Annotated in this window: 23 protein-coding genes; 14 read left to right on the plus strand and 9 right to left on the minus strand. The window is 66.3% G+C overall.

Going from position 1 to position 23,920, the window contains the following annotated elements:
* Window positions 1-63: 63 nt before the first annotated feature.
* Both ACFQZZ_RS20075 and ACFQZZ_RS20080 read left to right on the plus strand, forming a co-directional pair.
* The gene (locus ACFQZZ_RS20075; RefSeq protein ID WP_378682728.1) at window positions 64-1,008 is read left to right on the plus strand and encodes a diacylglycerol/lipid kinase family protein; all 945 of its coding nucleotides are present in this window, start codon (window positions 64-66) and stop codon (window positions 1,006-1,008) included.
* Window positions 1,009-1,259: 251 nt separating this feature from the next.
* Window positions 1,260-1,514, plus strand: a complete 255-nt coding sequence (locus tag ACFQZZ_RS20080; protein ID WP_011211115.1) for a WhiB family transcriptional regulator — start codon at window positions 1,260-1,262, stop codon at window positions 1,512-1,514.
* 321 nt (window positions 1,515-1,835) lie between these two features.
* Here the strand turns inward: ACFQZZ_RS20080 and ACFQZZ_RS20085 are convergent, their stop codons facing one another.
* The gene (locus ACFQZZ_RS20085) at window positions 1,836-3,350 is read right to left on the minus strand and encodes a sensor histidine kinase (RefSeq protein ID WP_378682733.1); all 1,515 of its coding nucleotides are present in this window, start codon (window positions 3,348-3,350) and stop codon (window positions 1,836-1,838) included.
* A gap of 24 nt (window positions 3,351-3,374) precedes the next feature.
* Window positions 3,375-3,590, minus strand: a complete 216-nt coding sequence (locus ACFQZZ_RS20090) for a biotin/lipoyl-binding carrier protein (RefSeq protein WP_378682736.1) — start codon at window positions 3,588-3,590, stop codon at window positions 3,375-3,377.
* Window positions 3,591-3,680: 90 nt separating this feature from the next.
* Between ACFQZZ_RS20090 and ACFQZZ_RS20095 the strand changes: the two genes are divergently transcribed.
* A complete protein-coding gene (locus ACFQZZ_RS20095; RefSeq protein ID WP_022597109.1) occupies window positions 3,681-3,755 on the plus strand; it encodes a 50S ribosomal protein bL37 in 75 nt (24 codons plus the stop codon).
* A gap of 84 nt (window positions 3,756-3,839) precedes the next feature.
* Here ACFQZZ_RS20095 and rsrA read toward each other — a convergent pair whose 3' ends face one another.
* Together rsrA and ACFQZZ_RS20105 are read right to left on the minus strand one after the other, a co-directional pair.
* Window positions 3,840-4,133 carry a mycothiol system anti-sigma-R factor gene (gene rsrA / locus ACFQZZ_RS20100; RefSeq protein ID WP_378682739.1) on the minus strand — a complete coding sequence of 98 codons (294 nt, stop codon included), beginning with the start codon at window positions 4,131-4,133 and terminating at the stop codon, window positions 3,840-3,842.
* Between the two features lie 73 nt (window positions 4,134-4,206).
* Complete coding sequence (locus ACFQZZ_RS20105) at window positions 4,207-4,899, minus strand: sigma-70 family RNA polymerase sigma factor (RefSeq protein WP_378683169.1); 693 nt, start codon at window positions 4,897-4,899, stop codon at window positions 4,207-4,209.
* A 206-nt stretch (window positions 4,900-5,105) separates the two neighbouring features.
* Here ACFQZZ_RS20105 and ybaK point away from each other — a divergent pair, with 206 nt between their 5' ends.
* Together ybaK and ACFQZZ_RS20115 are read left to right on the plus strand one after the other, a co-directional pair.
* Window positions 5,106-5,600 carry a Cys-tRNA(Pro) deacylase gene (gene ybaK, locus ACFQZZ_RS20110; RefSeq protein ID WP_378682742.1) on the plus strand — a complete coding sequence of 165 codons (495 nt, stop codon included), beginning with the start codon at window positions 5,106-5,108 and terminating at the stop codon, window positions 5,598-5,600.
* A gap of 71 nt (window positions 5,601-5,671) precedes the next feature.
* Window positions 5,672-5,983, plus strand: coding sequence for a hypothetical protein (locus ACFQZZ_RS20115; protein ID WP_378682745.1), 312 nt, complete (start codon window positions 5,672-5,674; stop codon window positions 5,981-5,983).
* 39 nt (window positions 5,984-6,022) lie between these two features.
* On the opposite strand, the gene ACFQZZ_RS20120 is transcribed toward ACFQZZ_RS20115, so the two are convergent.
* On the minus strand, window positions 6,023-6,835 hold the full coding sequence (locus tag ACFQZZ_RS20120; RefSeq protein ID WP_378682748.1) for an SOS response-associated peptidase: 813 nt from the start codon (window positions 6,833-6,835) through the stop codon (window positions 6,023-6,025).
* A gap of 182 nt (window positions 6,836-7,017) precedes the next feature.
* Between ACFQZZ_RS20120 and ACFQZZ_RS20125 the strand changes: the two genes are divergently transcribed.
* From ACFQZZ_RS20125 to rsgA, 3 genes are all read left to right on the plus strand, one after another.
* On the plus strand, window positions 7,018-8,526 hold the full coding sequence (locus ACFQZZ_RS20125) for an aldehyde dehydrogenase family protein (protein WP_378682751.1): 1,509 nt from the start codon (window positions 7,018-7,020) through the stop codon (window positions 8,524-8,526).
* Between the two features lie 445 nt (window positions 8,527-8,971).
* Window positions 8,972-10,282: a 3-phosphoshikimate 1-carboxyvinyltransferase gene (gene aroA / locus ACFQZZ_RS20130; RefSeq protein ID WP_378682754.1), complete on the plus strand. Its 1,311-nt coding sequence runs from the start codon at window positions 8,972-8,974 to the stop codon at window positions 10,280-10,282.
* Window positions 10,279-11,283: a ribosome small subunit-dependent GTPase A gene (gene rsgA, locus ACFQZZ_RS20135; protein WP_378683172.1), complete on the plus strand. Its 1,005-nt coding sequence runs from the start codon at window positions 10,279-10,281 to the stop codon at window positions 11,281-11,283. The genes aroA and rsgA overlap by 4 nt, the downstream gene beginning before the upstream one ends.
* Here rsgA and ACFQZZ_RS20140 read toward each other — a convergent pair.
* The 3 genes from ACFQZZ_RS20140 to secA all read right to left on the minus strand — a co-directional run bounded on the left by ACFQZZ_RS20140 (window position 11,280) and on the right by secA (window position 14,914).
* Entirely contained in the window at window positions 11,280-11,657 is a 378-nt protein-coding gene (locus ACFQZZ_RS20140; protein WP_378682757.1) for a nuclear transport factor 2 family protein, read from the minus strand. The genes rsgA and ACFQZZ_RS20140 overlap by 4 nt on opposite strands.
* 21 nt (window positions 11,658-11,678) lie before the next feature.
* The gene (locus tag ACFQZZ_RS20145; RefSeq protein WP_378682760.1) at window positions 11,679-11,963 is read right to left on the minus strand and encodes an SDR family NAD(P)-dependent oxidoreductase; all 285 of its coding nucleotides are present in this window, start codon (window positions 11,961-11,963) and stop codon (window positions 11,679-11,681) included.
* 119 nt (window positions 11,964-12,082) lie between these two features.
* Window positions 12,083-14,914 carry a preprotein translocase subunit SecA gene (gene secA / locus ACFQZZ_RS20150; protein WP_378682763.1) on the minus strand — a complete coding sequence of 944 codons (2,832 nt, stop codon included), beginning with the start codon at window positions 14,912-14,914 and terminating at the stop codon, window positions 12,083-12,085.
* Between the two features lie 689 nt (window positions 14,915-15,603).
* On the opposite strand from secA, the gene ACFQZZ_RS20155 reads away from it, so the two are divergent.
* From ACFQZZ_RS20155 to bluB, 6 genes are all read left to right on the plus strand, one after another.
* The gene (locus tag ACFQZZ_RS20155) at window positions 15,604-17,025 is read left to right on the plus strand and encodes a wax ester/triacylglycerol synthase family O-acyltransferase (protein WP_378682766.1); all 1,422 of its coding nucleotides are present in this window, start codon (window positions 15,604-15,606) and stop codon (window positions 17,023-17,025) included.
* 40 nt (window positions 17,026-17,065) lie between these two features.
* Entirely contained in the window at window positions 17,066-17,602 is a 537-nt protein-coding gene (locus ACFQZZ_RS20160) for a DUF6912 family protein (RefSeq protein WP_378683175.1), read from the plus strand.
* 137 nt (window positions 17,603-17,739) lie between these two features.
* Window positions 17,740-18,897, plus strand: a complete 1,158-nt coding sequence (locus ACFQZZ_RS20165; protein WP_378682769.1) for a ferredoxin reductase — start codon at window positions 17,740-17,742, stop codon at window positions 18,895-18,897.
* A 79-nt stretch (window positions 18,898-18,976) separates the two neighbouring features.
* On the plus strand, window positions 18,977-20,401 hold the full coding sequence (locus tag ACFQZZ_RS20170; protein ID WP_378682772.1) for a fatty acid desaturase family protein: 1,425 nt from the start codon (window positions 18,977-18,979) through the stop codon (window positions 20,399-20,401).
* Between the two features lie 99 nt (window positions 20,402-20,500).
* Window positions 20,501-21,748, plus strand: coding sequence for a fatty acid desaturase family protein (locus ACFQZZ_RS20175; RefSeq protein WP_378682775.1), 1,248 nt, complete (start codon window positions 20,501-20,503; stop codon window positions 21,746-21,748).
* Between the two features lie 179 nt (window positions 21,749-21,927).
* Window positions 21,928-22,548 carry a 5,6-dimethylbenzimidazole synthase gene (bluB, locus tag ACFQZZ_RS20180; RefSeq protein ID WP_378683178.1) on the plus strand — a complete coding sequence of 207 codons (621 nt, stop codon included), beginning with the start codon at window positions 21,928-21,930 and terminating at the stop codon, window positions 22,546-22,548.
* A gap of 50 nt (window positions 22,549-22,598) precedes the next feature.
* Here the strand turns inward: bluB and ACFQZZ_RS20185 are convergent, their stop codons facing one another.
* Window positions 22,599-23,891, minus strand: coding sequence for an acetyl-CoA C-acyltransferase (locus ACFQZZ_RS20185; RefSeq protein ID WP_378682778.1), 1,293 nt, complete (start codon window positions 23,889-23,891; stop codon window positions 22,599-22,601).
* Between the last annotated feature and the right edge of the window lie 29 nt (window positions 23,892-23,920).

Below are 23,920 nucleotides of genomic sequence, written 5' to 3' on the forward strand. Positions count from 1 at the left end.
GCTCGCCCAAGCGCAGGACCGGCGACGGACTATGTCCGGCGGCGCCCGATTAGGCTTCGAAGCGTGCGTACGTTGCTAATCGTGAATCCCAATGCCACCTCGACTACACCGGCGACACGGGATCTGCTGGCACACGCCCTGGAAAGCCGGACCCAGCTGACCGTTGCGCACACCCAGCATCGCGGGCACGCGGCGGAATTAGCGCAGTGGGCGTCGACCAACGAGATGGACCTCATCGTGGTGCACGGCGGCGATGGGACGGTCAACGAGACCATCAACGGCTTCCTGCCACTGCCCGAGCTGAACGATGGCCAGGCGTGGCTGCCTCGGCTCGGCGTGATCCCGGGCGGCTCCGCGAATGTCTTCGCGCGGGCACTCGGTATTTCGCCGGATCCGGTGACCGCGACCAACCAATTGATCGACCTGCTGACGCTCGACCGCGACCGCAAGATCGGTCTCGGAATCGCCGACGACCGCTGGTTCACCTTCAGCGCTGGAGTCGGCCTCGATGCCGATGTGTGCGAGGCGATCGACGCCAGCCGCGCCAACGGTCGAACGGCGACTCCGGCCCACTACGTTCGAACAACCGTACGACAATTCTTTCGGGCAAAAGGCAAGGAGCCGAGCGTCCGGATCGAGATCCCAGGACACGAACCGGTGGACGGTGTCCATTACGCGTTCGTAACGAACGCCAGCCCATGGACCTACCTGAACTCCACCCCGGTGCACACCAACCCGGGCACCACCTTCGAGACGGGCCTCGGCGTGTTTGCCGTGCGTTCGATGGCGGTGGTCCCCACGCTGCTGCTGGCGCGCCAGTTGCTGGCAACCGACGGAAATCCCAAGTCCCGCAATTTGTTTCGCGAGGACGACGTGCCGTCGGTACGGATCGTCGCCGCGGAACCCATCGGCCTGCAAATCGATGGCGATTTTATCGGAAAGCGCAACATGGTGGATTTCACAGCTGTGCCGAACGTCCTCGAAGTCGTCGCTCCCCGACCGTCCTGAGCACGAAACGCGCGAAAAACTACGCGTTTGCGCTGCGAAAACTGGGTAGAGCGAGTACAAAGGACCGGGCAGGTTCCCCTAGGGGAACCTTGAGAGCGTGAGCTTCCCCACGGTGCACCGGATACCTATTGACATCTACGGTGTTCGTGAAAGCATTCACAAGCAACCGTGCGGAAACATTCGAGTCGCACAAGTGAACGATCCACAAACCGTAGGCGCCCTATTGCGGCGCCCAGCAAAGGAGCAGAGGAATGGACTGGCGCCACAAGGCCATCTGTCGTGACGAGGACCCTGAGCTGTTCTTCCCGGTGGGTAACAGTGGTCCTGCGCTCGCGCAGATTGCCGATGCCAAGCTGGTCTGCGCTCGCTGCCCCGTTACCGCCGACTGCCTGTCCTGGGCCCTGAAGTCCGGGCAGGATGCCGGCGTGTGGGGTGGTATGAGCGAGGACGAGCGCCGCGCGCTCAAGCGTCGCAACGCGCGCACCCGCACCCGCACTGTCGTCTGATTTTCGAGACGACCGGCGTTGCCGGACCATTCAGCCCGGCCCGGTAACGCATTGAGCCCGGCACCCGCAAAGGTGCCGGGCTGTATTGTTTTGCAGCCCTGCGTTTTTGGCAGCGCCTGCGGCGCTGCGTGTTCGCGGCCCCCTTGGTCTCGCGTCCGAGCGGGCGAGACTCGCGCCTGCGGCGCATGCGCTTCGCCCACTCGGAAGCGAGACGGGCCGCGAACTCTAGTACTCGGTCTCGCTTCGCTCGGAAGACGGTGTCGTGGCGAGTGGAATTGGTTGGCGCTCAGCGTCACGATCCAATTGATGGCCACATGCTGATCAGCGACCGGATCGCCGACCCAGCGGGACCCGCAGAACCGCATCTGTGCCGATGTCCGCGCCAGGGTGCAGGCCGATGGAACCGCCCAATTCGGCGGTGACCAAGGTGCGCACGATCTGCAGGCCGAGGCGGTCGGAGGATTCCAGGCTGAAGCCGGGCGGCAGGCCGCGGCCGTCGTCGCTGATGATCACGTCCAGCCAACGAGCCGACCGCTCGGAACGGATTGTCACCGAGCCGTTCTCGCCGGAATCGAAGGCGTGCTCGATGGCGTTCTGCACCAGCTCGGTCAGCACCATCACCAGCGGTGTCGCCCGTTCCGCGGAGAAAACGCCGAGCGAACCGGACCTGCGCACCTTGATTCTGGCGGTGTGCACGGTGGCGACGTCGGCCATGATCGGCAGCAGCCGGTCGACGACCTCGTCGAGATCGACCTCTTCGTCCACCGACATCGACAGCATCTCGTGCACGGACGCGATCGAGGTGACTCGGCGCACCGACTCGGTCAGCGCGACCTGTGCCTCCTCGTTTTCGGTGCGACGCGCCTGCAGCCGCAGCAGCGCGGCAACGGTCTGCAGATTGTTCTTGACCCGGTGGTGGATCTCCCGAATAGTCGCGTCCTTGCTGAGCAACGCCCGGTCCCTGCGTTTGACCTCGGTGACGTCACGTACCAGCACCGCGGCGCCCGCCAGCTCGCCGTGCGGGCGCAGCACCAGGGTGCGCAGCAGCACGGTGGCCCCACGCGCCTCGACCTCCATCCGGCGCCCGGTCCGGCCGGCCAGCGCGGCCTGGATATCGCCGACCACTTCTTGCGCGTCGAACGGATCGGTGATCAGCGAGCGCGTGGTGACGGCAAGATCCTGACCCGCCAGATCCGCCTGCAGACCCATGCGGTGATAGGCGGACAACGCATTCGGGCTCGCGTAGACGACGATGCCTTCGGTGTCGAGCCTGATGAAACCGTCGCCCGCACGCGGGCTGGAGTGGGTGGCGGCGCGATCCTCCGTGGTCGGGAAGGTGCCGTCGGCGATCATCTGGCACAGATCGTCGGCACAGGCCACGTACGCGATCTCCAGGGTGCTGCGCACCCGGGAACGCTGCAGGTCGGTATCCCGGCTCAGCACCGCGATCACATCGTCGCCACAGCGCACCGGAATGGCCTCACGAATGGCATGTACCGGATGCGGGTGGTAGACCCCTTCGGCCTCGACATCGCTGTCGGCGCGCACGATCTTGCCGGTCACCAGCGCGTCGAACACCTGCGGGTGTTCGGCCTGCAGCGCAAGCCCACCCACCCGATCCTCCGGATGCACGGTGGGCGCGGTCGTCGGGCGGCACTGCGCGACACAGACGATGTCCGCACCATCGGTGATCGGGCCCGCGCCGACCCACAACAACAGATCGGCGAAGGAGAGATCGGAGAGCAGCTGCCAATCCCCCACCACCCGCTGCAGGTGGTCTACGGCGACGCCGGGTAGATCGGTGTGCTCGGCCAGGAGCTCGCTCAGTGTCGCCATGTTCGGTCTACCGCTTCGGTTCGCTCAGGAAATGACGGCGATCAGGTCGCCCTGCTGTAGGACCTGGCCCGGCGCGACGGCGATCGAAGTGACTTCACCATCGATCTCGGTAAGCACCGGGATCTCCATCTTCATGGACTCGAGTAGCACCAGGGTCTGGTCGTGACGCACCTTGTCGCCGACGGCCACTTCGACGGTAAGCACGGTCGACACCATCTCCGCGCGCACTTCCTCAGCCATGACACCCCATTCACTAGTCGGCCCTGTATCCGCTGAAGGTACAGCCAACCACACATGAAACAATGGCCTTCAACAGAAGGGAGACTACCGATGGGTAAGCGTGGTCGTAAGAAGCGCAGCCGCAAGGGCAACGCAGCAAACCACGGCAAGAGGCCAAACGCCTGAGCCGTTATGCTGACAGCACATGAGCGGCACGCTCCTCCGTGACGGAAGGGCGTGCCGCTCAGTCGTTTCGGGGGTTACCCGCGATCAGGATTCGGTCGACTGCTGCGACTCGACCTGAGTGATCGTCACCGATCGCCGGATCTCCACGGTCAGCCGGTCGCGCAGCGACTCCGGTGCGCGGTCGCCACCGCATTTGCGACTCAGCAGACCCTTGATCTTCTCCTCGATGCCATAGGCCTCGATGCAGGGCGAGCAGTGATCCATGTGGTGCTGCAACCTGGCTCTGGTCGCGGCGTCACATTCGCCGTCGAGCATCAACCAGACATCGGCGAGTACTGCCGTGCAGTCGAGCTCCATATCGGGGTCGCGCTCGGTCACGACTGCACCTCGCTGGCGCTCGGCTCCGTCGCACCGGAAGGTGCTGTGCTTGTGATTCGCTCGCTACGCTCGCTCATGCCTGCTTGACCTCCTGGCGTTCCGCCTCGTTGCGGTTGAATCCACGTTCGCGCGCCACATCCGCGAGCAAACCCTTCAGCTGCTTGCGACCGCGGTGCAGCCGGGACATCACCGTACCGATGGGGGTGCCCATGATGTCGGCGATTTCCTTATACGGGAAACCCTCGACGTCGGCGTAGTACACCGCCATCCGGAATTCCTCCGGCAGCTCCTGCAGCGCGGCCTTGATGTCGTCGTCCGGCAGCGCGTCCAGCGCCTCGACCTCGGCCGAACGCAGACCCTGCGAGGTGTGCTCGGCGGTGGCCGCCAGCTGCCAGTCGGTGATCTCGTCGGTCGGGTACTGCGCGGGCTGACGCTGCTTCTTGCGGTAGGAGTTGATGTAGGTGTTGGTCAGGATCCGGTACAGCCAGGCGCGCAGGTTGGTGCCCTCCTTGAAGGACTTGAATCCCTGGAACGCCTTGACGTAGGTCTCCTGGACCAGATCCTCGGCGTCGGCCGGGTTTCTGGTCATCCGCAGCGCGGCGCCGTACAGCTGGTCGAGCATCGGGAGCGCATCCCGCTCGAACCGCTGCACCAGCGCGGTTTCGTCGACCGCGGCGCCGACCTCACCGTCGGTCACCACATCGTCGTCGCTCGTCACACCTGTCCCTTCGATCGCCGTACCTGCCAAATCTACCGGCAGCGGCATGTCGAATGGGAACCGGTCATTTGTCGGCGACACCTCGGTCCATACCGGACGTTCCTCGATAAGAACGGGCACCCGACATCTCCTTCGCGTCGTACACAAGGCTGCTTGTGTATTTCCGTCAACAGACGTGGCCCCGACTGTGTTCCCATGGCAACGTCGTGGCATCGAAACCGTTGCCTGTCCGTGGCGCAACTAGGGTGTCCCGCATGGCAGGAGCCTCGACCCCGGCGATCCGCACCCTGGCCGAAGCCGGTGTCGCCCACCACGTACACACCTACTCCCACGATCCGCGCGCCGACTCCTACGGCACCGAGGCGGTCGACGCGCTCGCCGGACAACTCGGCCTCGACGCCGCGCAGATCTTCAAGACGCTGGTGCTCGAGCTGTCCACCGGAACGTTGGCAGTCGCGGTGCTTCCGGTGCCGAATACGTTGTCGCTCAAGGCAGCTGCCGCGGCGCTCGGCGCACCGAAGGCGGCGATGGCCGACAAGGCAAAGGCCGAACGGGTCACCGGTTATGTGCTCGGCGGCATCTCACCACTCGGGCAACGCAAGCTGCTGCCGACGGTGGTGGACGCCTCGGCGCTCACCTGGGATCGGATGCTGTGCAGCGCGGGGCGGCGGGGTCTGGAGATCGAGGTGGCACCTGCGGATTTGGTTCGGCTGACCAATGCGGTCACCGCGCCGGTTACATCGGTATGAGCGCGGATTCCGGGCAAGCTGTGCGTTACTTGACGGACCCAGATTCGTCCGACCCGAGGATGTGATGCGAAATGTCTGTGCGCACCATGATCGTCTCCCTGTTCGGCGCGCTGGTCCTAGCCCTGGGTTCGGTGGCGCTACACGCTCCTACGGCCGCCGGCGCTCCGGACCGTCCCTCGGTGACACAGATCGGCGACTTCCCGTTCGACGGGCAGGGCATCGACGACGCACCGAGCAAAGAGGGCACTCCGAAAAAGGATGAAAGAGCCGAGAAGGCCGAGAAGCTCGGCGGTGGTGTCACCAGCAAGGTCATCGACCTGATCACCGGTGTCATCAAGTGCGGGCTGAACATCGTGACGCCCAGCGTCAAGTGTCAGCTCTGAACAACCGCCGGCGCAGCTGAACACCGACAGGCCGGGCGATCACAACAGGCTGATCTGCCCGGCCTGCTCCGTGTCCGCCGCCGCCCCGCCGGCTACCCGGGCCAGTAGTTCCGGACCGTTGTTGCGCACGCTGTTGACCAGATCCGGCACCGGGCGCGCCACGATCTCCGACACCGCATCGGCACTCGGCGTCTCCAGCAACGTGGCAGGCGCGGGATGGTCCGGATCCAGCCAGGCGTCCCAATGCTCCCTCGGCATCGGCAGCGGCATCCGATCGTGGATGCGCGTCAGATCGCCGACCGCGTCGGTGGTCAGAATCGTGCACGACAACAGCGGCTGCCCCTCCGGCTGCGAGCGATCGCGCCACACCGACCACAGACCCGCCATATACAGCCGGGAACCGTCCGCGGCCGACATGTAGAACGGATGCTTGGCCACCTTGCCCTTGGCCCCGCCGAGCGCATCAGGCTCGACGACCCATTCGTACCAACCGTCCATCGGGACCAGGCAGCGCCGGTACTTCACGGCATCGCGGAACGATGCGGTGGTGACCGCCTTGTCGGCGCGGGCATTGAACAGCGGTTTGCCCTTGACCGGCACCCCCGGCTCGGCGGCCTTGGTCCACACCGGAACAAGGCCCCAGCGCATCCGCCGGATCCGCAGCCGCGGATCGTCGTCCTTGTTTCCGTGCTCATGGCGCTCGACCACGGTCAGCACCTGAGTCGTCGGCGCGACGTTGTAGTTGGTGAAGCCGCTGGTCCGCGCGTCGGTTCCGGCATCGGTCTCATCGATGGCATCCAGCTCGACGGCAAGCCGGCCGGGATCGGTGGTCGTCGCATATCTTCCACACATAGCTCGATACTCCCACCGAGGGCCGACAGAGTCGGGAACAATTGATAGGTAGTTGGTGACCTCGTGAGAGTTCTGACATAGCATTCTCTCAAGGAATGGGTGGTAACTTATGCCGCCCGTTCCGGCACGCGCACCCCACCGCCACGCCCGGCCGCCGTTACCGGCAAGAGGAGAAACCCACCGTGACCACCATCGAGACCACCCCGGCCGCGCCCGACACGGCGCTGACGTCGGTCGACCCTGCCACGGGCGAGGTCATCGCCACGCACACCGTCGCCGACGAAGACGCGGTGCATGCGGCCGTGGCCAAGGCCCGCACCGCCGCCGCGACCTGGGGCGCGCTGAGCTTCGACGAGCGCCGCAAGCATCTGCTGCGCTGGTCGACCCAGCTGGTCACGAGCTCCGACGAATTCTGCGCGCTGATTCACAAGGAAAACGGCAAGCCACTCGACGACGCCTTCCTGGAATTGATGCTCGCCCTCGAGCACATCGCGTGGGCCGCGAAGAACGCCAAGAAGATCCTCTCACCCAAGAAGATCTCTCCCGGCATGCTGATGTCGAACTTCTCCGCCCGCCTCGAGCAGCGTCCGCTCGGCGTCGTCGGCGTGATCGGCCCGTGGAACTACCCGGTCTACACCCCGAACGGCTCCATCGCCTACGCGCTCGCCGCGGGCAACACGGTGGTGTTCAAGCCGAGCGAATTCTCTACCAGCATCGGTAATTTCCTCTCCGAGGCCTTCAAGAAGGCCAACCCGGAACTGCCGGAGGGCGTCTTCGAGACCGTCAACGGTTTCGGCGCCACCGGTGCCGCGCTGGTCAAGTCGGGCGTGGACAAGCTCGCGTTCACCGGTTCCACCGCCACCGGCAAGCGGATCATGGCCGCCGCCGCAGACACCCTGACCCCGGTGCTGCTGGAATGTGGCGGTAAGGACGCGGTGATCGTCGCGGCTGACGCCGACGTCGAGGCCGCCGCCGACGCGGTCGCCTGGGGCGCCACCGCCAACAGCGGCCAGACCTGCGCCGGTGTGGAGCGGGTGTACGTGGATCGTTCGGTACGCGATGCGTTCGTCGCCGAGGTGAAGCGCATTCTGACCGACGTCAAGCCCGGATCCGGTGCCGAAGCCGCCTACGGCCCGATGACCATGCCGAGCCAGGTCGACATTGTGCGCCGCCATATCGAGGACGCGCTGAAGAACGGCGGCACCGCGGTGCTCGGCGGGCCGGAATCGGTCAAGGCGCCGTTCATCGAGCCGGTCGTGCTCGTCGATGTGGACGAGAACTCCGAGGCGGTGTGCGAGGAGACCTTCGGCCCGACCATCACCATCCGCACCGTGGACGGCGTGGACGAGGCGGTCGAACTGGCCAACAAGTCCAAGTACGGCCTGTCCTCGGCGGTGTACTCGAAGAAGAACGGCCTGGAGATCGCGCGCAGGCTGCGCGTCGGCGCCACCTCCGTCAACTCCGTGCTCGCCTTCGCCGCCATCGCCGGCCTACCCTTCGGCGGCGTCGGCGATTCCGGCATCGGCCGCATCCACGGCGAGCCAGGTCTGCGCGAATTCTCCCGCCCGCACTCGATCGCGGTGCAGCGCTTCGCCATCCCCGGCATGGCGCTGCTGAGCTACTCGCGCACCGACTCCACGATGAAACTGCTGCGCAAGGTAGTGCCCTTCCTGCACGGCCGCCACAAGTAAGTCGAGCACCCGGGTGCGCTGCCCGGGTTTGCCGACAAACCGGTCACCGACTGGCAAGCCTCGCGAGCACTCCGTCAGCGGCAATGCCGCTGTTCGGTCGTCGAGAGCGATGCCAGGACCTCCGACATCGCTTCTGGTCCAGGAAGCTATGCCGTCCGGTGGTTTACCCGGGGCAGTGCTGGGCGGGTCGGGTGCCGTACCCGACGCGCCCAGCACTGCCCGGTAAACCACCGGACGGCACAACCTCCCAGGACGGCTATCCGACACGCCCATTGCTACCGATCCACGCGAAGGCACGGCCAATTCGGCACAGCCGAGTGCCCGAAGCCCAAGCACCGAACGCACTGGTCTCGACTGTTCGGACGCGAGCCAAGGGAGCCGCGAACACGCAGGCCCGCGGGCGTTGCAAATACAACACAGCACCGCCCGCGTGTCCATCGGCGCTATGCGGGAAGATGGACAGGTGAGTTTCTGGCCAGCGCCCTATGTCGATGTCCCCGTGCACGCGACCGTGACCCTGCCCGGATCTAAATCCATTACCAACCGGGCGTTGATTCTGGCCGCCTTGGCCGATGGCCCTTCGACGATCTCCGGCGCGCTGCGCAGCCGTGACACCAATCTGATGATCGGTGCACTGCGGGCAATGGGCACAGGCATCGAGGGTGACGGCGACACGCTGTCCGTCACGCCCGCTCCGCTGGGCGGCGGCACTGTCGACTGTGGACTGGCAGGCACCGTGATGCGGTTCCTGCCGCCGGTGGCGGCGCTGGCGAGCGGCGATGTGGCGTTCGACGGCGATGAGCAGGCTCGGGCTCGCCCACTCGGCACCATCCTGGACGCACTGCGCAGGCTCGGTGCAGATATCGACGGAAACGCAATGCCGTTCACCGTGCACGGCAAGGGTGCGCTGCGCGGCGGCAAGGTCACCATCGATGCTTCAGGGTCCTCGCAGTTCGTGTCGGGACTGCTGCTGTCGGCGGCCCGATTCGACCAGGGTGTGATCGTGCACCACGACGGCAAAGCACTGCCGTCGATGCCGCATATCGAGATGACCGTGGAGATGCTGCGGCGGGCCGATGTCGCCGTCGATGCTCCCGCGGACAGCCGCAAGGCGCAGACGTGGACCGTGACACCGGGACCGATCCGCGCGGTGGATTGGGATATCGAGCCCGACCTGTCCAATGCCACGCCATTCCTGGCGGCCGCCGCGATCACCGGCGGCGAGGTCCGTATTCCGCACTGGCCGCGGATCACCACCCAACCCGGCGATGTGATCCGGGAAATCCTGGTGCGCATGGGCGCCGAGACGAGCCGCTTCGATGGCGTCCTCACCGTGCGCGGCCCGGAGCGCCTGGCAGGCATCGATATCGACCTGCACGACGTCGGTGAGCTGACCCCCACCGTGGCCGCGCTTGCCGCACTGGCGGATTCGCCGTCCTGGCTGCGCGGCATCGCGCATCTGCGCGGCCATGAGACCGACCGACTCGCGGCGCTGTCCACCGAGATCAATCGACTCGGCGGCAACGTCACCGAGACCGAGGATGGGCTGGAAATCACCCCGGCACCGCTGCACGGCGGTGTCTGGCACTCCTACGCCGACCACCGAATGGCAACGGCGGGGGCAATTCTCGGCCTGCGGGTGCCCGGCATCGAGATCGAGGACATCGGCACAACGGCCAAGACGCTGCCCGGGTTCGTGTCGCTGTGGGAGCAGATGCTCGATCCGACGTTCTCCGATCAAGGAGCGACGCGCTGAGGCGTCGCGAGTACGACGAATCCGACGTCCGGGTACGCCCGGGTCGGAGTTCGCGGCCTCGGACGAAAACCCGTCCGCAGCACAATGACGCGGAATCCGCGATGGTGGTCGCGGTAGACCGCGGGCGTTGGGGTTGTGTGCTCGACGGTGATCCGAACCGGCCGATCGTCGCCATGCGCGCCCGCGAACTCGGCCGCACGCCGATCGTGGTCGGCGACCTGGTCGACGTGGTCGGCGACCTGTCCGGCAAGGCGGACACCCTCGCCAGGATCGTCCGCGTCTCCGAACGCCGAACGGTGCTGCGCCGCACCGCCGATGACACCGATCCCTTCGAACGTATCGTGGTCGGCAACGCCGAACAGTTGTTCATCGTGGTCGCGCTCGCCGACCCGCCGCCGCGCACCGGTTTCGTCGAGCGCGCCATGGTCGCCGCGTATGCCGGTGGGCTGCAACCGATTCTGTGCCTGACCAAACACGACCTCGACGCCGAATCCGAATTCGCTTCCCTCTTCGACGGTCTCGACCTCACTATCGTCTACGGCGGCATCGACGATTCGCTGGAGCCGGTGAACGCGCTGCTCGACGGCCGCCTCACCGCACTCATCGGCCACTCCGGCGTCGGCAAGTCGACACTGGTGAATCGTCTTGTCCCGGACGCGTATCGCGCCGTCGGCGTCGTCTCCGGCGTCGGCAAGGGACGCCACACCTCGACTCAATCTGTCGCACTCCCCCTGCCCGCGGGCGGCTGGGTGATCGACACCCCCGGCATCCGCTCCTTCGGCCTGGCGCACATCGGCCCCGACGACGTGGTCGCCGCCTTCAGCGACCTCGCCGCCGCCATCGAGGACTGCCCGCGCGGCTGCACCCACCTCGGTCCGCCGACCGACCCGGAATGCGCCCTGGACAAACTCCCGGGCAAGGAGCGCCGAGTGGCCGCGATCCGCCTCCTGCTCACGGCACTGAACTCCAACGAATCCTGGAAAATCGACCGCGGCGACTAGTGCCCGTCGGGCTGCCCCGGCGCGAACGGCCACTCCTCGAACCATGTGCAGCGACCTGCCGAGTCGAACCGCAGCACCCACAGATCGCGCCACCGAGACGGCTGATCCCGGGCGTACTCGACCGCGACCCGTACGACCGCGGTGGCTGCGTCTACCGCGACGATCTCCGACCGCATGGTGAACGCCTCGTCGGGTCCGTCCCGCCCTGCCTCCCAAAACATCTCCAGCGCAGCCAAACCGATCAACGGCTCAGCCCACGGCGACATCCGATATCCGACGTCGGCGGCGAACAGATCGCCCAACGCCTGCGTCCCCGGCGCCCGCCATGCCCGTTCGTATCCAGCGACCCATTCCTCGACAGCGCTGCGGTCCATGTCTCGAACCTAGCGGCGCTCTCACGAGTTGTTCACCAGCAGCGTGTGTGGCGATTCGGCCAGCAGCGCCGCGGCGGACAACAGTCCTGCTGGAGAGGCCAGGTCCGCGACCAGGTAGCCGTGTCCGGGGCCGAGTTCGGCCATCAACTCGACAAGTGAGTTCTCGTGGCGTGCGACAGCGGTCACCGAGTAGCCCGCCTCCGCCAGGGAGGTCGCAAACGCTCGCCCGATACCTGCGCTCGCACCGGTCACCAGTGCCTTCACCGCTCCCGCCGCCGGGCTGGTCGTCCTCGTAGCGGTTGTCATGGCGGGTCCCTCATGGTCACCTGTGTCAACACCACGGATGCCGTGTGCGACAACAAAGGCGCCCATGGACCGATGTCCATGGGCGCCTTCGTAATTCGGTTCAGTGCAGGGCTACACCCTCAGTGGCGGCGACGCGTCTTCGGGGCTCGCTTCGGCTTGGCCTGGCCGCGGGCCGCCTCGCGGCGTTCCCGGCGGGTGGTGCCGTCGCCGTACTCCTCGGCGTCGTTGTGCACCTCGGCGTGACCGCCCTCGTCCGGGCCCGAGTAGTGGAAGCCGCGGGAACCGGAGTCAGCGATTCCCTTGGCGCGCAGCGCGGCCGGTGCACCGTTGGCGACCGGGGCGGCCTCCTGGGTGGGCAGCGGGCGTGGCGCCGACATGGCGCCGACCGGCGAGCGCAGGCCCGCGTCGACCGAAACGCCCTCGGGCTGCGGCTGCTGGACCTCGACCTGCAGGTTGAACAGGAAGCCGACCGACTCCTCCTTCAGGCCCTCCAGCATCGCGGCGAACATGTCGAAGCCCTCGCGCTGGTATTCGACAAGCGGGTCGCGCTGCGCCATCGCGCGCAGGCCGATGCCCTCCTTGAGGTAGTCCATCTCGTAGAGGTGCTCGCGCCACTTGCGGTCGAGCACCGAAAGCAGCACCTGGCGTTCGAGATTGCGCATGCTACCTGCGCCGGCGAGACCATCGATCTCTTCCTCGCGCTTCTCGTACGCGTCATGCGCATCATCGAGCAGCGCCTCGGACAGCTCCTCCTTGGACAGGTCACCGGCCTCGCCGACCGAGGTCTCCCCGGTCAGATCCTTGTAGTCGATGTTCACCGGATACAGCGTCTTCAACGCCGTCCACAGCTTGTCCAGATCCCAGTCCTCCACGTAGCCCTCGGCGGTAGCGCCGTCGACATACGCGGTGATCACGTCGGCGATCATGCTCTGGACCTGGCCCTCCATGTCCTCGCCGCGCAGGATCCGGTTGCGCTCGCCGTAGATGACGGTGCGCTGCTGGTTCATCACCTCGTCGTACTTGAGCACGTTCTTGCGGATCTCGAAGTTCTGCTGCTCGACCTGCGTCTGCGCGCTCTTGATGGCCTTGGAGACCATCTTCGCCTCGATCGGCACATCGTCGGGCAGGTTCAGCCGGGTCATGATCGCTTCCAGCGCCGCGCCGTTGAAGCGGCGCATCAGCTCGTCACCGAGCGAAAGGTAGAACCGGGACTCGCCCGGGTCGCCCTGACGGCCGGAACGACCGCGCAGCTGGTTGTCGATACGGCGCGATTCGTGCCGCTCGGTGCCGAGCACGTACAGGCCGCCCGCATCGCGCACCGCATCGGCGTCCTCGGAGGTTGTCTCCTTGACGCGCTCCAGCGTCGGCAGCCACGCGGCCTGGTACTCATCCGGCGTCTCGACCGGATCCAGACCTTCCTTGCGCAGAATGATGTCGGTGATGATGTCCGGGTTGCCACCGAGCACGACGTCGGTACCACGACCGGCCATGTTGGTCGCCACGGTCACCGCGCCTGGCCGACCGGCCTCGGCGATGATCTCGGCTTCCTTCTCGTGGAACTTCGCGTTCAGCACGTTGTGCGGGATACCGCGCTTGGTGAACTGCTTGGACAGGTACTCCGAGCGCTCGACGCTGGTGGTACCGATCAGCACCGGCTGGCCCTTTTCGTGCCGCTCGGTGACGTCGTCGACGACGGCGGCGAACTTGGCCTCTTCGGTCTTGTAGATGAGGTCCGACTGGTCCGCGCGGATCATCGGCCTGTTCGTCGGGATCGGGACCACGCCGAGTGCGTAGATCGAGTGCAGCTCGGCCGCCTCGGTTTCCGCGGTACCGGTCATGCCCGAGAGCTTGTCGTAGAGCCGGAAGTAGTTCTGCAGCGTGATCGTGGCCAGGGTCTGGTTCTCCGGCTGGATCTCGACGCCTTCCTTGGCCTCGATCGCCTGATGCATGCCCTCGTTGTAGCGGCGGCCGACCAGGATGCGACCGGTGAACTCGTCGACGATGATCACCTCGCCGTCGCGGACGATGTAGTCCTTGTCGCGCGAGTACAGCTCCTTGGCCTTGATGGCGTTGTTCAGGTAGCTGACCAGCGGCGAGTTGGCGGCCTCGTAAAGGTTGTCGATGCCGAGCTGATCCTCGACGAATTCGACGCCGGCCTCGTGCACGCCGATAGTGCGCTTCTTGATGTCGACCTCGTAGTGCAGGTCCTTCTTCAGCAGCGGCGCGATCCTGGCGAACTCGGCGTACCACTTGCTGGAGGCGTCCGCAGGACCCGAGATGATCAGCGGGGTGCGTGCCTCGTCGATGAGGATGGAGTCGACCTCGTCGACGACGGCGAAGTTGTGCCCGCGCTGCACCAGATCATCGAGCGAGTGCGTCATGTTGTCGCGCAGGTAGTCGAAGCCGAACTCGTTGTTGGTGCCGTAGGTGATGTCGGCGTTGTAGGCCGTGCGCCGCTGCGCGGGCGTCATTCCGGACAGGATCACCCCGACCTCGAGGCCGAGGAAGCGGTGCACACGACCCATCCACTCGGAGTCGCGTTTGGCGAGGTAGTCGTTGGTGGTGACGATGTGCACACCCTCGCCGCCGATCGCATTGAGATAGGCGGGCAGCACCGAGGTGAGCGTCTTGCCCTCACCGGTCTTCATCTCGGAGATATTGCCGAGGTGCAGCGAGGCGCCACCCATGATCTGCACCTTGTAGTGCTTCTGGTTCAGCACCCGCCAGGACGCCTCGCGGGCGACCGCGAACGCCTCGAGCAGCAGGTCGTCCAGCGACTCGCCGTCGGCGTAGCGTTCCTTGAACTCGTCGGTCTTGGCCTGCAACTCGGCGTCGGTGAGCAGCTCGATCTCCGGACCGAGCGCGAGGACCTCGTCCGCGAGATGGGCCAGACGCTTGACCGTGCGTCCCTCACCAATCCGTAGCAACCTCGTCAGTGTCAGCGCAGGCACGGGTCTCGTCAGTCCTCTGGTCGGTGTGTCATCGTGTTGTCGGCCGCCGCCCGCGTCAGGCCCGCGTGCGGAGCCCTGCCGGGCCGGTGCGCACGAGCCCGTCGGGTATGACGGAATCCGCAGCACGCTTCATGGTAATGCGGCACCCATGGTAAGCGTCGACGAGCAGCGTTGTGCTGACTCACCCCGGCCCCGCCATGTGGTCTCGCCCGTTGCTCCTCACCGTACCCGCCGCGCGGCACGCACCCCAGGCACGGTCGGGTATTGCAGCTGGTCGAACGCGCGCGTACCCGCGGACGCGCCGAAGTGCGACCGAGGCGAACTTTCAGCGAATCGAACTGCTGCGAAACCTGTTCTACCTTCGGTGTCGTACGATGTTATTCGTCTATCGTCCTTGCGCGCCGATCTGCTCCGGTCCTGGTCAGCCCGCTAGGAGACGGCATGCGATGAGGACAGGGCAGCGCGGCTCATGTGGAGCAGGCGAAAGTGACGATCGTCCACTGTGCACAACACTTCCCCCTGTGATCGAATCGAGTTCCCCGAGCTCGGATCGGCGAAGCTTTCCACGGAACCCGGCAGGGGTAAAGGGGTGTGCCGGTTTCGCTGGATATGCCACAGGGGACGAGACGAACCGTTGTGGGCGACAACAATTGGGCGTCGACAAGGCATCGGAAGGAGCATCGGGCAGCGTGATCACGAGATTGACGCCGCAGGACGCGTCGTTCTATCAGCTCGAGTCGAGTAGCAATCCGATCCATATCGGCTCTCTCGCGATCGTCCGAAGTACCGACCCCGGGCGCATATCCGGGGAACCCGCACTCGACTACGACCGACTGGTCGATCTCGTCGAGGCCAGGCTCTCGCTGGTGCCGCGCTATCGCCGCAAGGTCCGCGAGATCCCGTTCGCGCTCGGTCGGCCGGTCTGGGTGGAGGACAGCGCCTTCGACATCACCTACCACATTCGGCGTTCGGCGCTGCCCGCTCCAGGAACCGACGAGCAACTGCACGACCTGGTAGCGCGGCTGGCCTCGCGGCCGCTGGACCAGAGCAGGCCGCTGTGGGAGATGTACCTGATCGAAGGTCTGGCCGACGGCCGGTCGGCGATTTTCACCAAGACGCATTCTGCGCTGGTCGACGGGGAAACCGCGCTCGAGATCGGGCACGTCATCCTCGACAGCAGCGCGTCACCGCGCGCCTTCGCCGACGATGCCTGGCACGCGCCGCGTGAACCCAACGAGATGGAGCTTTTCGTCGGGGCGCTGACCCACTTGGCGGCGCAGCCCCGCGAAGCGCTGGAGGTGGTCCGCGACGCGAGCGCGGGCGCCTTCGCGGTGATCGGCACCGCGGGCAAGGCGGTGGACTCGGTGGTGTCGGCGGTGCGCGCGGCAACCACAGGGGCGCCGGACAGTCCGCTGAACGCCAAGACCTCCCGCAACCGGCGCTTCGATGTCGTCCAGACGGATCTGGAGGACTACCGCAAGATCCGCACGCGCTTCGAATGCTCGACCAACGACGCGATCCTCGCGGTGGTCACCGGCGCACTGCGCAACTGGCTGCTCTCCCGCGGCGAGGCGCTCACCGAATCGACGGTGCTGCGCGCGGTGGTGCCGATGTCGGTCTATGTCGAGGGCGTTGACGGCGATCAATTGCAGCCTGCCAGCGAGGTGTCCTCATTCCTCATCGATCTGCCGGTCGGCGAACCGAATCCGGTGATGCGGCTGTCGCACATCGCGCACGCGACCGAGGCAAACAGCAAGCATCGGCGCGGCGTACGGGCGCGCACCCTGGTGCACCTGGCCGGGTTCGCTCCGGCCAGCCTGCATGCGATGAGTGTGCGGGCGGCGAGTACGTTCGCAGAGCACACGTTCAATCTGGTGATCACCAACGCGCCGGGTCCGCAGACGCCGATGTTCATCGGTGGCGCGCGGATGCTGGAGATGTATCCGGTGTCGCCGCTGCTACGCAACCAGGCCTCGAGTATCGGGATCACGTCCTACGACGGGCGCGTCTTCTACGGGCTCAATGCCGACCGCGACGCGATGGCCGACATCGGCGTGCTTGCCGCGTCGGTGCACGAGTCCATGGAGGAGATGCTCGGTGCCTGTATCTGATCAGAACAAGCTGCGGGTCTACATCCCGGCGACGGTGCCGATGCTGCGCGAACTGGTGGCGAACCGGGAATTGCGCGCGGTCAGCGACACCGCCTTCGCGGTCACCCCGACCTTGCGCGAGGCTTACGCCTCCGGCGACGACGACGAACTGGCCGAGGTCGCGATGGGCGAGGCCGCCCGGGCCTCGCTGCGGCTGCTCGCCACCGAACGCGAGGAGTTCGCCGAATCGGCAGACCCAGAGCCCGCTGACGGAGCCGACGACGAGCCGGCGGCCACGCACAGCCATAGCCCGGTGTACCGGCGCGCGGTGATCGCCGCCGACGTGACCGGCGCGAAGCTCCGCTCCGACCTCGACGACGCCGTGGTGCGGTTGACAGGCCCGATCACCTACGACCAGATCGCTTCCGTGCACCTCGACCTCGCCGAGGCCGAGCCCGAGGTGGCGAAGGCCGTCGATGTGGTCGACGCCGCCGATCTCGGCGACACCGATGCCGAGTTCGTACTCGGCGACGCCGAAGACCACCAGCTCGCCTGGTACGCCGCGCAGGAACTCCCCTTCCTACTCGATTTGCTGTGAGCGACAGCCTCGCGCAAGGCAAGCGCCGGTAGATCGCATATCTGAACCTGCGACCCCCTCACAAACCTACGATGCCGTAACCTGACTGCGAGGTGGCCGTGTCAGCGGGCGCTACGACAGGGAGACGAACGGCAGCGATGGTCTTGAAAAAAGGGGGATTCTCGGTGCGGGGTGTTCGGGAGTGGCTGGAAGCACCTGCCGCCGATGTCGCCGAGCGCGGCGGGCGGCTGAATGTGCTGCGCGGCGCGGTCGCCCGGGTCACCACCCCACTGCTGCCGGATGACTACCTGCATCTGGCCAACCCACTGTGGTCGGCACGCGAGCTGCGCGGGCGAATCGTCGAGGTACGCAAGGAAACCGGCGACTCGGCAACCCTGGTCATCAAGCCGGGCTGGGGCTTCGACTGGAAGTACGAGCCCGGTCAATACATCGGCATCGGCATTCTGATCGATGGCCGCTGGCATTGGCGGTCGTACTCGCTGACCTGCCCGCCGAACTGGACCGACCCGGAGCACGGCGGCAAGCGGCTGATCTCCATCGCGGTCAAGGCCATGCCGGAGGGATTCCTCTCCAGCCACCTGGTCAGCGGCGTCGCCGCGGGCACCATCGTGCGACTCGCGGCGCCACAGGGCGGATTCGTACTGCCCTTCCCGCCGCCGGAGAAGGTGCTTTTCCTCACCGCGGGCAGCGGCATCACCCCGGTCATGTCGATGCTGCGGGCGATGGACCGCCGCGACCTGGTGACCGACGTCGTGCACGTGCATTCCGCACGAACCGACGACGACGTGATGTTCGGCGCCGAACTGCGCGACCTGCACGACCGGCACCCGAGCTTCTCCTCGCATCTGCAGCTCACCAGCGAGCAGGGCAAGTTCTCGCTCGCGCGGCTCGACGAGCACTTCCCCGATTGGCGCGAGCGGCAGACCTGGGCCTGCGGCCCGGCGGCGATGCTCGACGAGATCGAGCACCACTGGCGCGACGCGGGCATCACCGACCGACTGCACGTGGAGCGGTTCGAGATCGAGCGCTCCGCCGTCGGCGAGGGCGGCACCGTCACCTTCGGGAAGACCGGGCGCAGCGCGGAGGTGGACGGCGCGACCAGCCTCCTGGAGGCGGGCGAGTCGGCCGGGGTACAGATGCCGTTCGGCTGCCGGATGGGTATCTGTCAAACCTGCGTGGTGACCATAACTTCCGGGCACACGCGCGATCTGCGCAACGGCGACGAGCGCCGCGAGGGCGACAAGGTGCAGACCTGCATCTCGGCCGCGGCGGGCGACTGCACACTCGACGTGTGACAACGGGCACCGCGAGCGCACCCTTGCCGGAGTCGCCGCCAGGTACCCTCGAGGTAATTCCAGCAGCGAAAGGACCCCGGTGGCCATCACCGATATCAAGACGTTCGCCCATCTCACGGCAGCGGACATCGAAACACTGGGGCAGGAGCTCGATTCGATCCGGCGCTCGGTAGAGCTGTCCCGCGGCGAACGTGACGCGAAGTACATCCGTCGCACCATTGCCGCGCAGCGGGCACTCGAAGTGGCAGGGCGCGCAATGCTCTTCGGCAGCCGCAAGCGCTGGGCCTGGCTCGGCGGCACCGCGCTGCTTTCGGTCGCGAAGATCATCGAGAACATGGAGCTCGCACACAACATCAGCCACGGGCAGTGGGACTGGATGAACGACCCGGAGATCCACTCCAGCACCTGGGAATGGGATCAAACCGGGCCCTCGTCGCAATGGCGGCGGGCGCACAACTACTCCCATCACACCTACACCAACGTGCTCGGCAAGGACGAGGATCTCGGCTTCGGCATCTTGCGGATGACCCGTGACGAGGAGTGGCGGCCGATCCACCTGGTCCAGCCGTTCGCGAACGTGCTGCTCGCCGCGACGTTCGAGTGGGGCATCGCCCTGCACGACTGGGACATCGAGAAGGAACTGTCCGGCACGCCCAAGGAGCTGATGTCGGAGCCGAACAAGGAGTTCGCCCGCAAGATCACCCGCCAGGTGGCCAAGGACTTCGTGTTCTATCCCGCGCTGACCGGCCCGGCGTGGAAGAGCACGCTGAAGGCGAACGCGACGGCCAACTTCGTGCGCAACCTGTGGGCCTACGCGGTGATCTTCTGCGGCCACTTCCCCGACGGCGCCGAGAAATTCACCGTCGAGCAGCTAGAGGGCGAGACCAGCGGCGAATGGTATCTGCGGCAGATGCTGGGCAGCGCCAACTTCAAGGCCGGACCGGCGATGGCGTTCATGAGCGGCAACCTCTGCTACCAGATCGAGCACCACCTGTTCCCCGACCTGCCGAGCAATCGGTATTCAGAGGTCGCGGTGCGGGTGCGCGAGCTGTGCGACAAGTACGACTTGCCTTACACCACAGGCTCGCTCGGCAAGCAGTACCTGCTCGCCTTCCGGACCATTCACAAGCTCGCGCTGCCGGATCGGTTCCTGCGGCGCACCGCCGACGACGCCCCGGAGACCTCCTCCGAGCGCAAGTTCGCGGGTATCACCCTGCCCTCGCTGCCCAATACGGACCGATGGTCGGAGACTACGGAGCGGTGGTCGGAGACGTGGGCGGAGACCCACATCCTGCCGGTGGATCCGGCGACCGGCCGCAGGTACGGACTACGCTCCGCCATGCGCGAGGCCAAGGTCGTGCTCAAGGAGAAGGCTCGGCACGAGAAGGAAGTGCTGCGCGAGGCCAAGCAGGCGCTGCAGGAAAAAGCCCGTCAGGAACAGGCGACGCTGCGCCGGAAAGCCGTGCGTGAGCGGGCGTTACGCCGGATCCGACGCACGCGGTGACATAGCAGTCCCCGGTCGCGTTCGCAATGGGGGATTTGCCACATTTCGAGGCTCATCCGCGTAACCTACGGTCTCGTAACTTACGGTACTGTAACCGCCATGGCGATCTCGGATGTCAAGGAATACGCGCATCTCACCGAAGCCGACGTGGAAGCGCTCGGCGCGGAGTTCGACGCGATCCGCCGCGATATCGAAGCTTCGCGCGGCGTGCGCGACGCACAGTACATCCGTAACGTCATCCGATTGCAGCGCGCACTCGAAATCAGTGGTCGCGCCGTGCTTTTCGCCAGCTTCCTACCACCGGCCTGGCTGGCGGGCGTGGCACTGCTCGGCACCGCCAAGATCATCGAGAACATGGAGATCGGGCACAACGTCATGCACGGCCAGTGGGACTGGATGAACGATCCCGAGGTCCACTCCAGCTCCTGGGAGTGGGACAACACGGGCCCGTCCAAGCACTGGAAGCAGACGCACAACTACCTGCACCACAAGTACACCAACGTGCTCGGCATGGACGACGACATCGGCTACGGGCTGCTGCGCGTCACCCGCGACCAGCGCTGGAAGCCGTTCAATATCGGCAACCCCGCCTACAACCTGCTGCTGCAGCTGTTCTTCGAATACGGCGTCGCGGTCCAGCATCTCGAGCTCGGCAAGGTGGGACGGTACAAGGAGGGCTCACCCGAACGGGCGGAGTTCGAGGTCAAGCGCCGCGAGGTGTTGCTGAAGATCGGCAAGCAGGCCGGCAAGGACTACCTGCTGTTCCCGCTGCTGACCGGGCCCGCGTTCCTCTCGACGCTGACCGCGAATATCGCCGCCAATATGGTTCGCAACGTCTGGACCAACGCGGTGATCTTCTGCGGGCACTTCCCCGACGGCGCCGAGAAGTTCACCAAGGCCGACATCGATGGCGAATCCAAGGGCCAGTGGTACCTGCGCCAGATGCTGGGTAGCGCCAACATCTCCGGCAGCCCGCTCATGCATTTCATGACCGGCAACCTGAGCCACCAGATCGAACACCACCTGTTCCCGGATCTGCCGAGCAACCGGTATGCCGACATCGCGGTAAAGGTGCGCGCCCTGGCCGAGAAGTACGACCTGCCCTACACCACCGGCTCGCTGCCGGTGCAGTACTTCAAGGCTTGGCGGACGATCGCGAAGCTGGCACTGCCGAACAAGTACCTGCGCGCGACCGCCGACGATGCCCCGGAGACCGCTTCGGAGCGCAAGTTCGGCGGCGACGCCTATCCGACGATCGACCCGATCACCGGCAAGCGCCGCGGCCTGCGCACCGCTCTCACCGCGAGCCGCAAGAAGTTCACGCGCCGCGTAGCGCCGATCGGCTGAGCGCGGCACGCCCCATGGGCGTACCCCCTGGCGCCGACGATATCCGCACGTGATTTCGTACGCACATGGATAACTCGCCGGGTACGTCCAGAACCGAGCCAGGATTTCAACCGCCCGCCAGCAATGAAAGCCTCGCGGCACCTACTGGTGCGCTGGATACCAGGAGAAGCGGGCGAGTTCTGAGCGTGTACGAGGCGATCCGGTTGCGGCGCGATGTGCGCGCGGAGTTCACCGGAGAAATCGTGGACGATGCGACGCTGTGGCGGATTCTCGATGCCGCGCATCGGGCACCCAGTGTCGGCAACTCACAGCCGTGGGACTTCGTGGTGGTGCGGGAAGCGGCGACGTTGCGGAAGTTCGCCGACCACGTCGCGGAGAAGCGGATCGAATTCCGGAACGCGCTGCCTCCGGAGCGCGCGACAACCTTCGAACCGATCAAGATCGAAGGCATTACCGAGAGCGGCACCGGCATTGTGGTCACCTACGACCACGGTCGCGGCGGTCCGCAGGTGCTCGGCCGCGCCACCATCCCCGAAACCGGCATCTACTCGGCCGTGCTCGCGATCCAGAACCTCTGGCTCGCGGCAACCGCGGAGTATGTCGGCGTCGGCTGGGTCTCGTTCTACGACGCGGACTTCCTGACCGACCTGGTCGGTCTGCCGGACGGCATCCGCCCGGTGGCCTGGCTCTGTGTCGGACCGGTTCACGAATTCCAGCAAATCCCCGACCTGGAACGCTTCGGCTGGCGCACCGGGCGGCCTTTGTCCGATGCCGTCCACCACGAATCCTTCCGCGTCTGACCAGCACACCCAAAGGATGTGCGGACTATTCCGCTATCCGGAGACTGGGATCAGACCCGTTCGAGGACCGCGGAGGCACCGATGCCGCCGGCGGCGCAGATGCCGAGCAGGGCGGCGTTCTTGCCGGTGCGGGCGAGCTCGTTGGCCATGGTGGTGACCATCCGGGCACCTGTCGCGCCGAATGGGTGGCCGAGCGAGACCGAGCCGCCGTGCACGTTGAGCTTGTCGATGTCGACCTCGCCGACCGCGGTGTCCCGGTCGAGCCGGGTCTTCGCCCACTCGTCACTGTTCAGCGCGGCGAGCACGGCCAGCGTCTGAGCGGCGAAGGCCTCGTGGATATCGACGAAGTCGATATCGCCCAACGACATTCCGGCCTTGTCCAAGGCCCGAGGCATGGAGATGGCGGGGCCGATGAGCACCTGGTCGGCAGGGTCGACGCTCACGTAGCTCCAGGAGCGGAACGCGGCCAGCGGCCGGTAGCCGAGGGCGCGCGCCTTCTCCTCGCTCATCAACAGCACCGCGGCGGCACCGTCGGTGAGCGGGCTGGCATTGCCCGCGGTGACGCTGCCGTCGGCGGCGAACACCGGCTTCAGCTTCGCGAGCCGTGCCACGCTGGTGTCGGCGCGAACCAGTCCGTCACGCGAGATCTCGACGCCCTCGGGCGTGCGCACCCGCAGCACCTCGTCGTCGAAGCGCCCCGAATCGATGGCGGCGGCGGCGCGGTGGTGCGAGCGCGCGGCGAATTCGTCCTGGTCGGCGCGGCTGATGCCGTGGATGCGGGCCATCTTTTCGGCCGACTCCCCCATCACCTCGCCGGTGGTGCGTTCGGCGATCTTCGGCCTGCTCGGCAGCAGGTCGGTGAACGGCGCGAGCTGCGAGATCGCGGACAGGTAGTCCTTGGGCTTCGGCTTACCGAGCGCAAGCGGCGCGGCCGCGTGCACCACCTTCTGCGGCAGTTTCACCTCGGCATTGCTGGTGGAATCACTGCCGCCGGCGATCATGATGTCGTATTCGCCGCGCTCGATCGCGGCCGCCGCCGACGTCACCGCCTGCAGTCCGGACGCGCAGGCCCGCGTCACCGTGTACCCCTCGCACCCGGCGTCGAGCCCTAGATCCAGCGCGATCTCCCGAGCGATATTCGGCGCAACGCTCGGCAGGATCACCCCGCCCCACACCATGGCCTGCACCTGCGCGCCCGGCAGCCCGGTCCGCTCCAGCAAACCCCGCACCGCCGCATCCGCCAACGCGATCGAGTCCATCCGCGTGTAGTCCGTGAACGCCCGCACAAACGGCGTCCGTGCACCGGAAACAATGACAGCACGGCGAGCAACTTTGGTAGCCATGGGTTTTCCCTTCGAGAGCCTCGGCCACC

The organism is Nocardia sp. GCM10030253 (assembly GCF_042675075.1).
Classification (GTDB): domain Bacteria; phylum Actinomycetota; class Actinomycetes; order Mycobacteriales; family Mycobacteriaceae; genus Nocardia.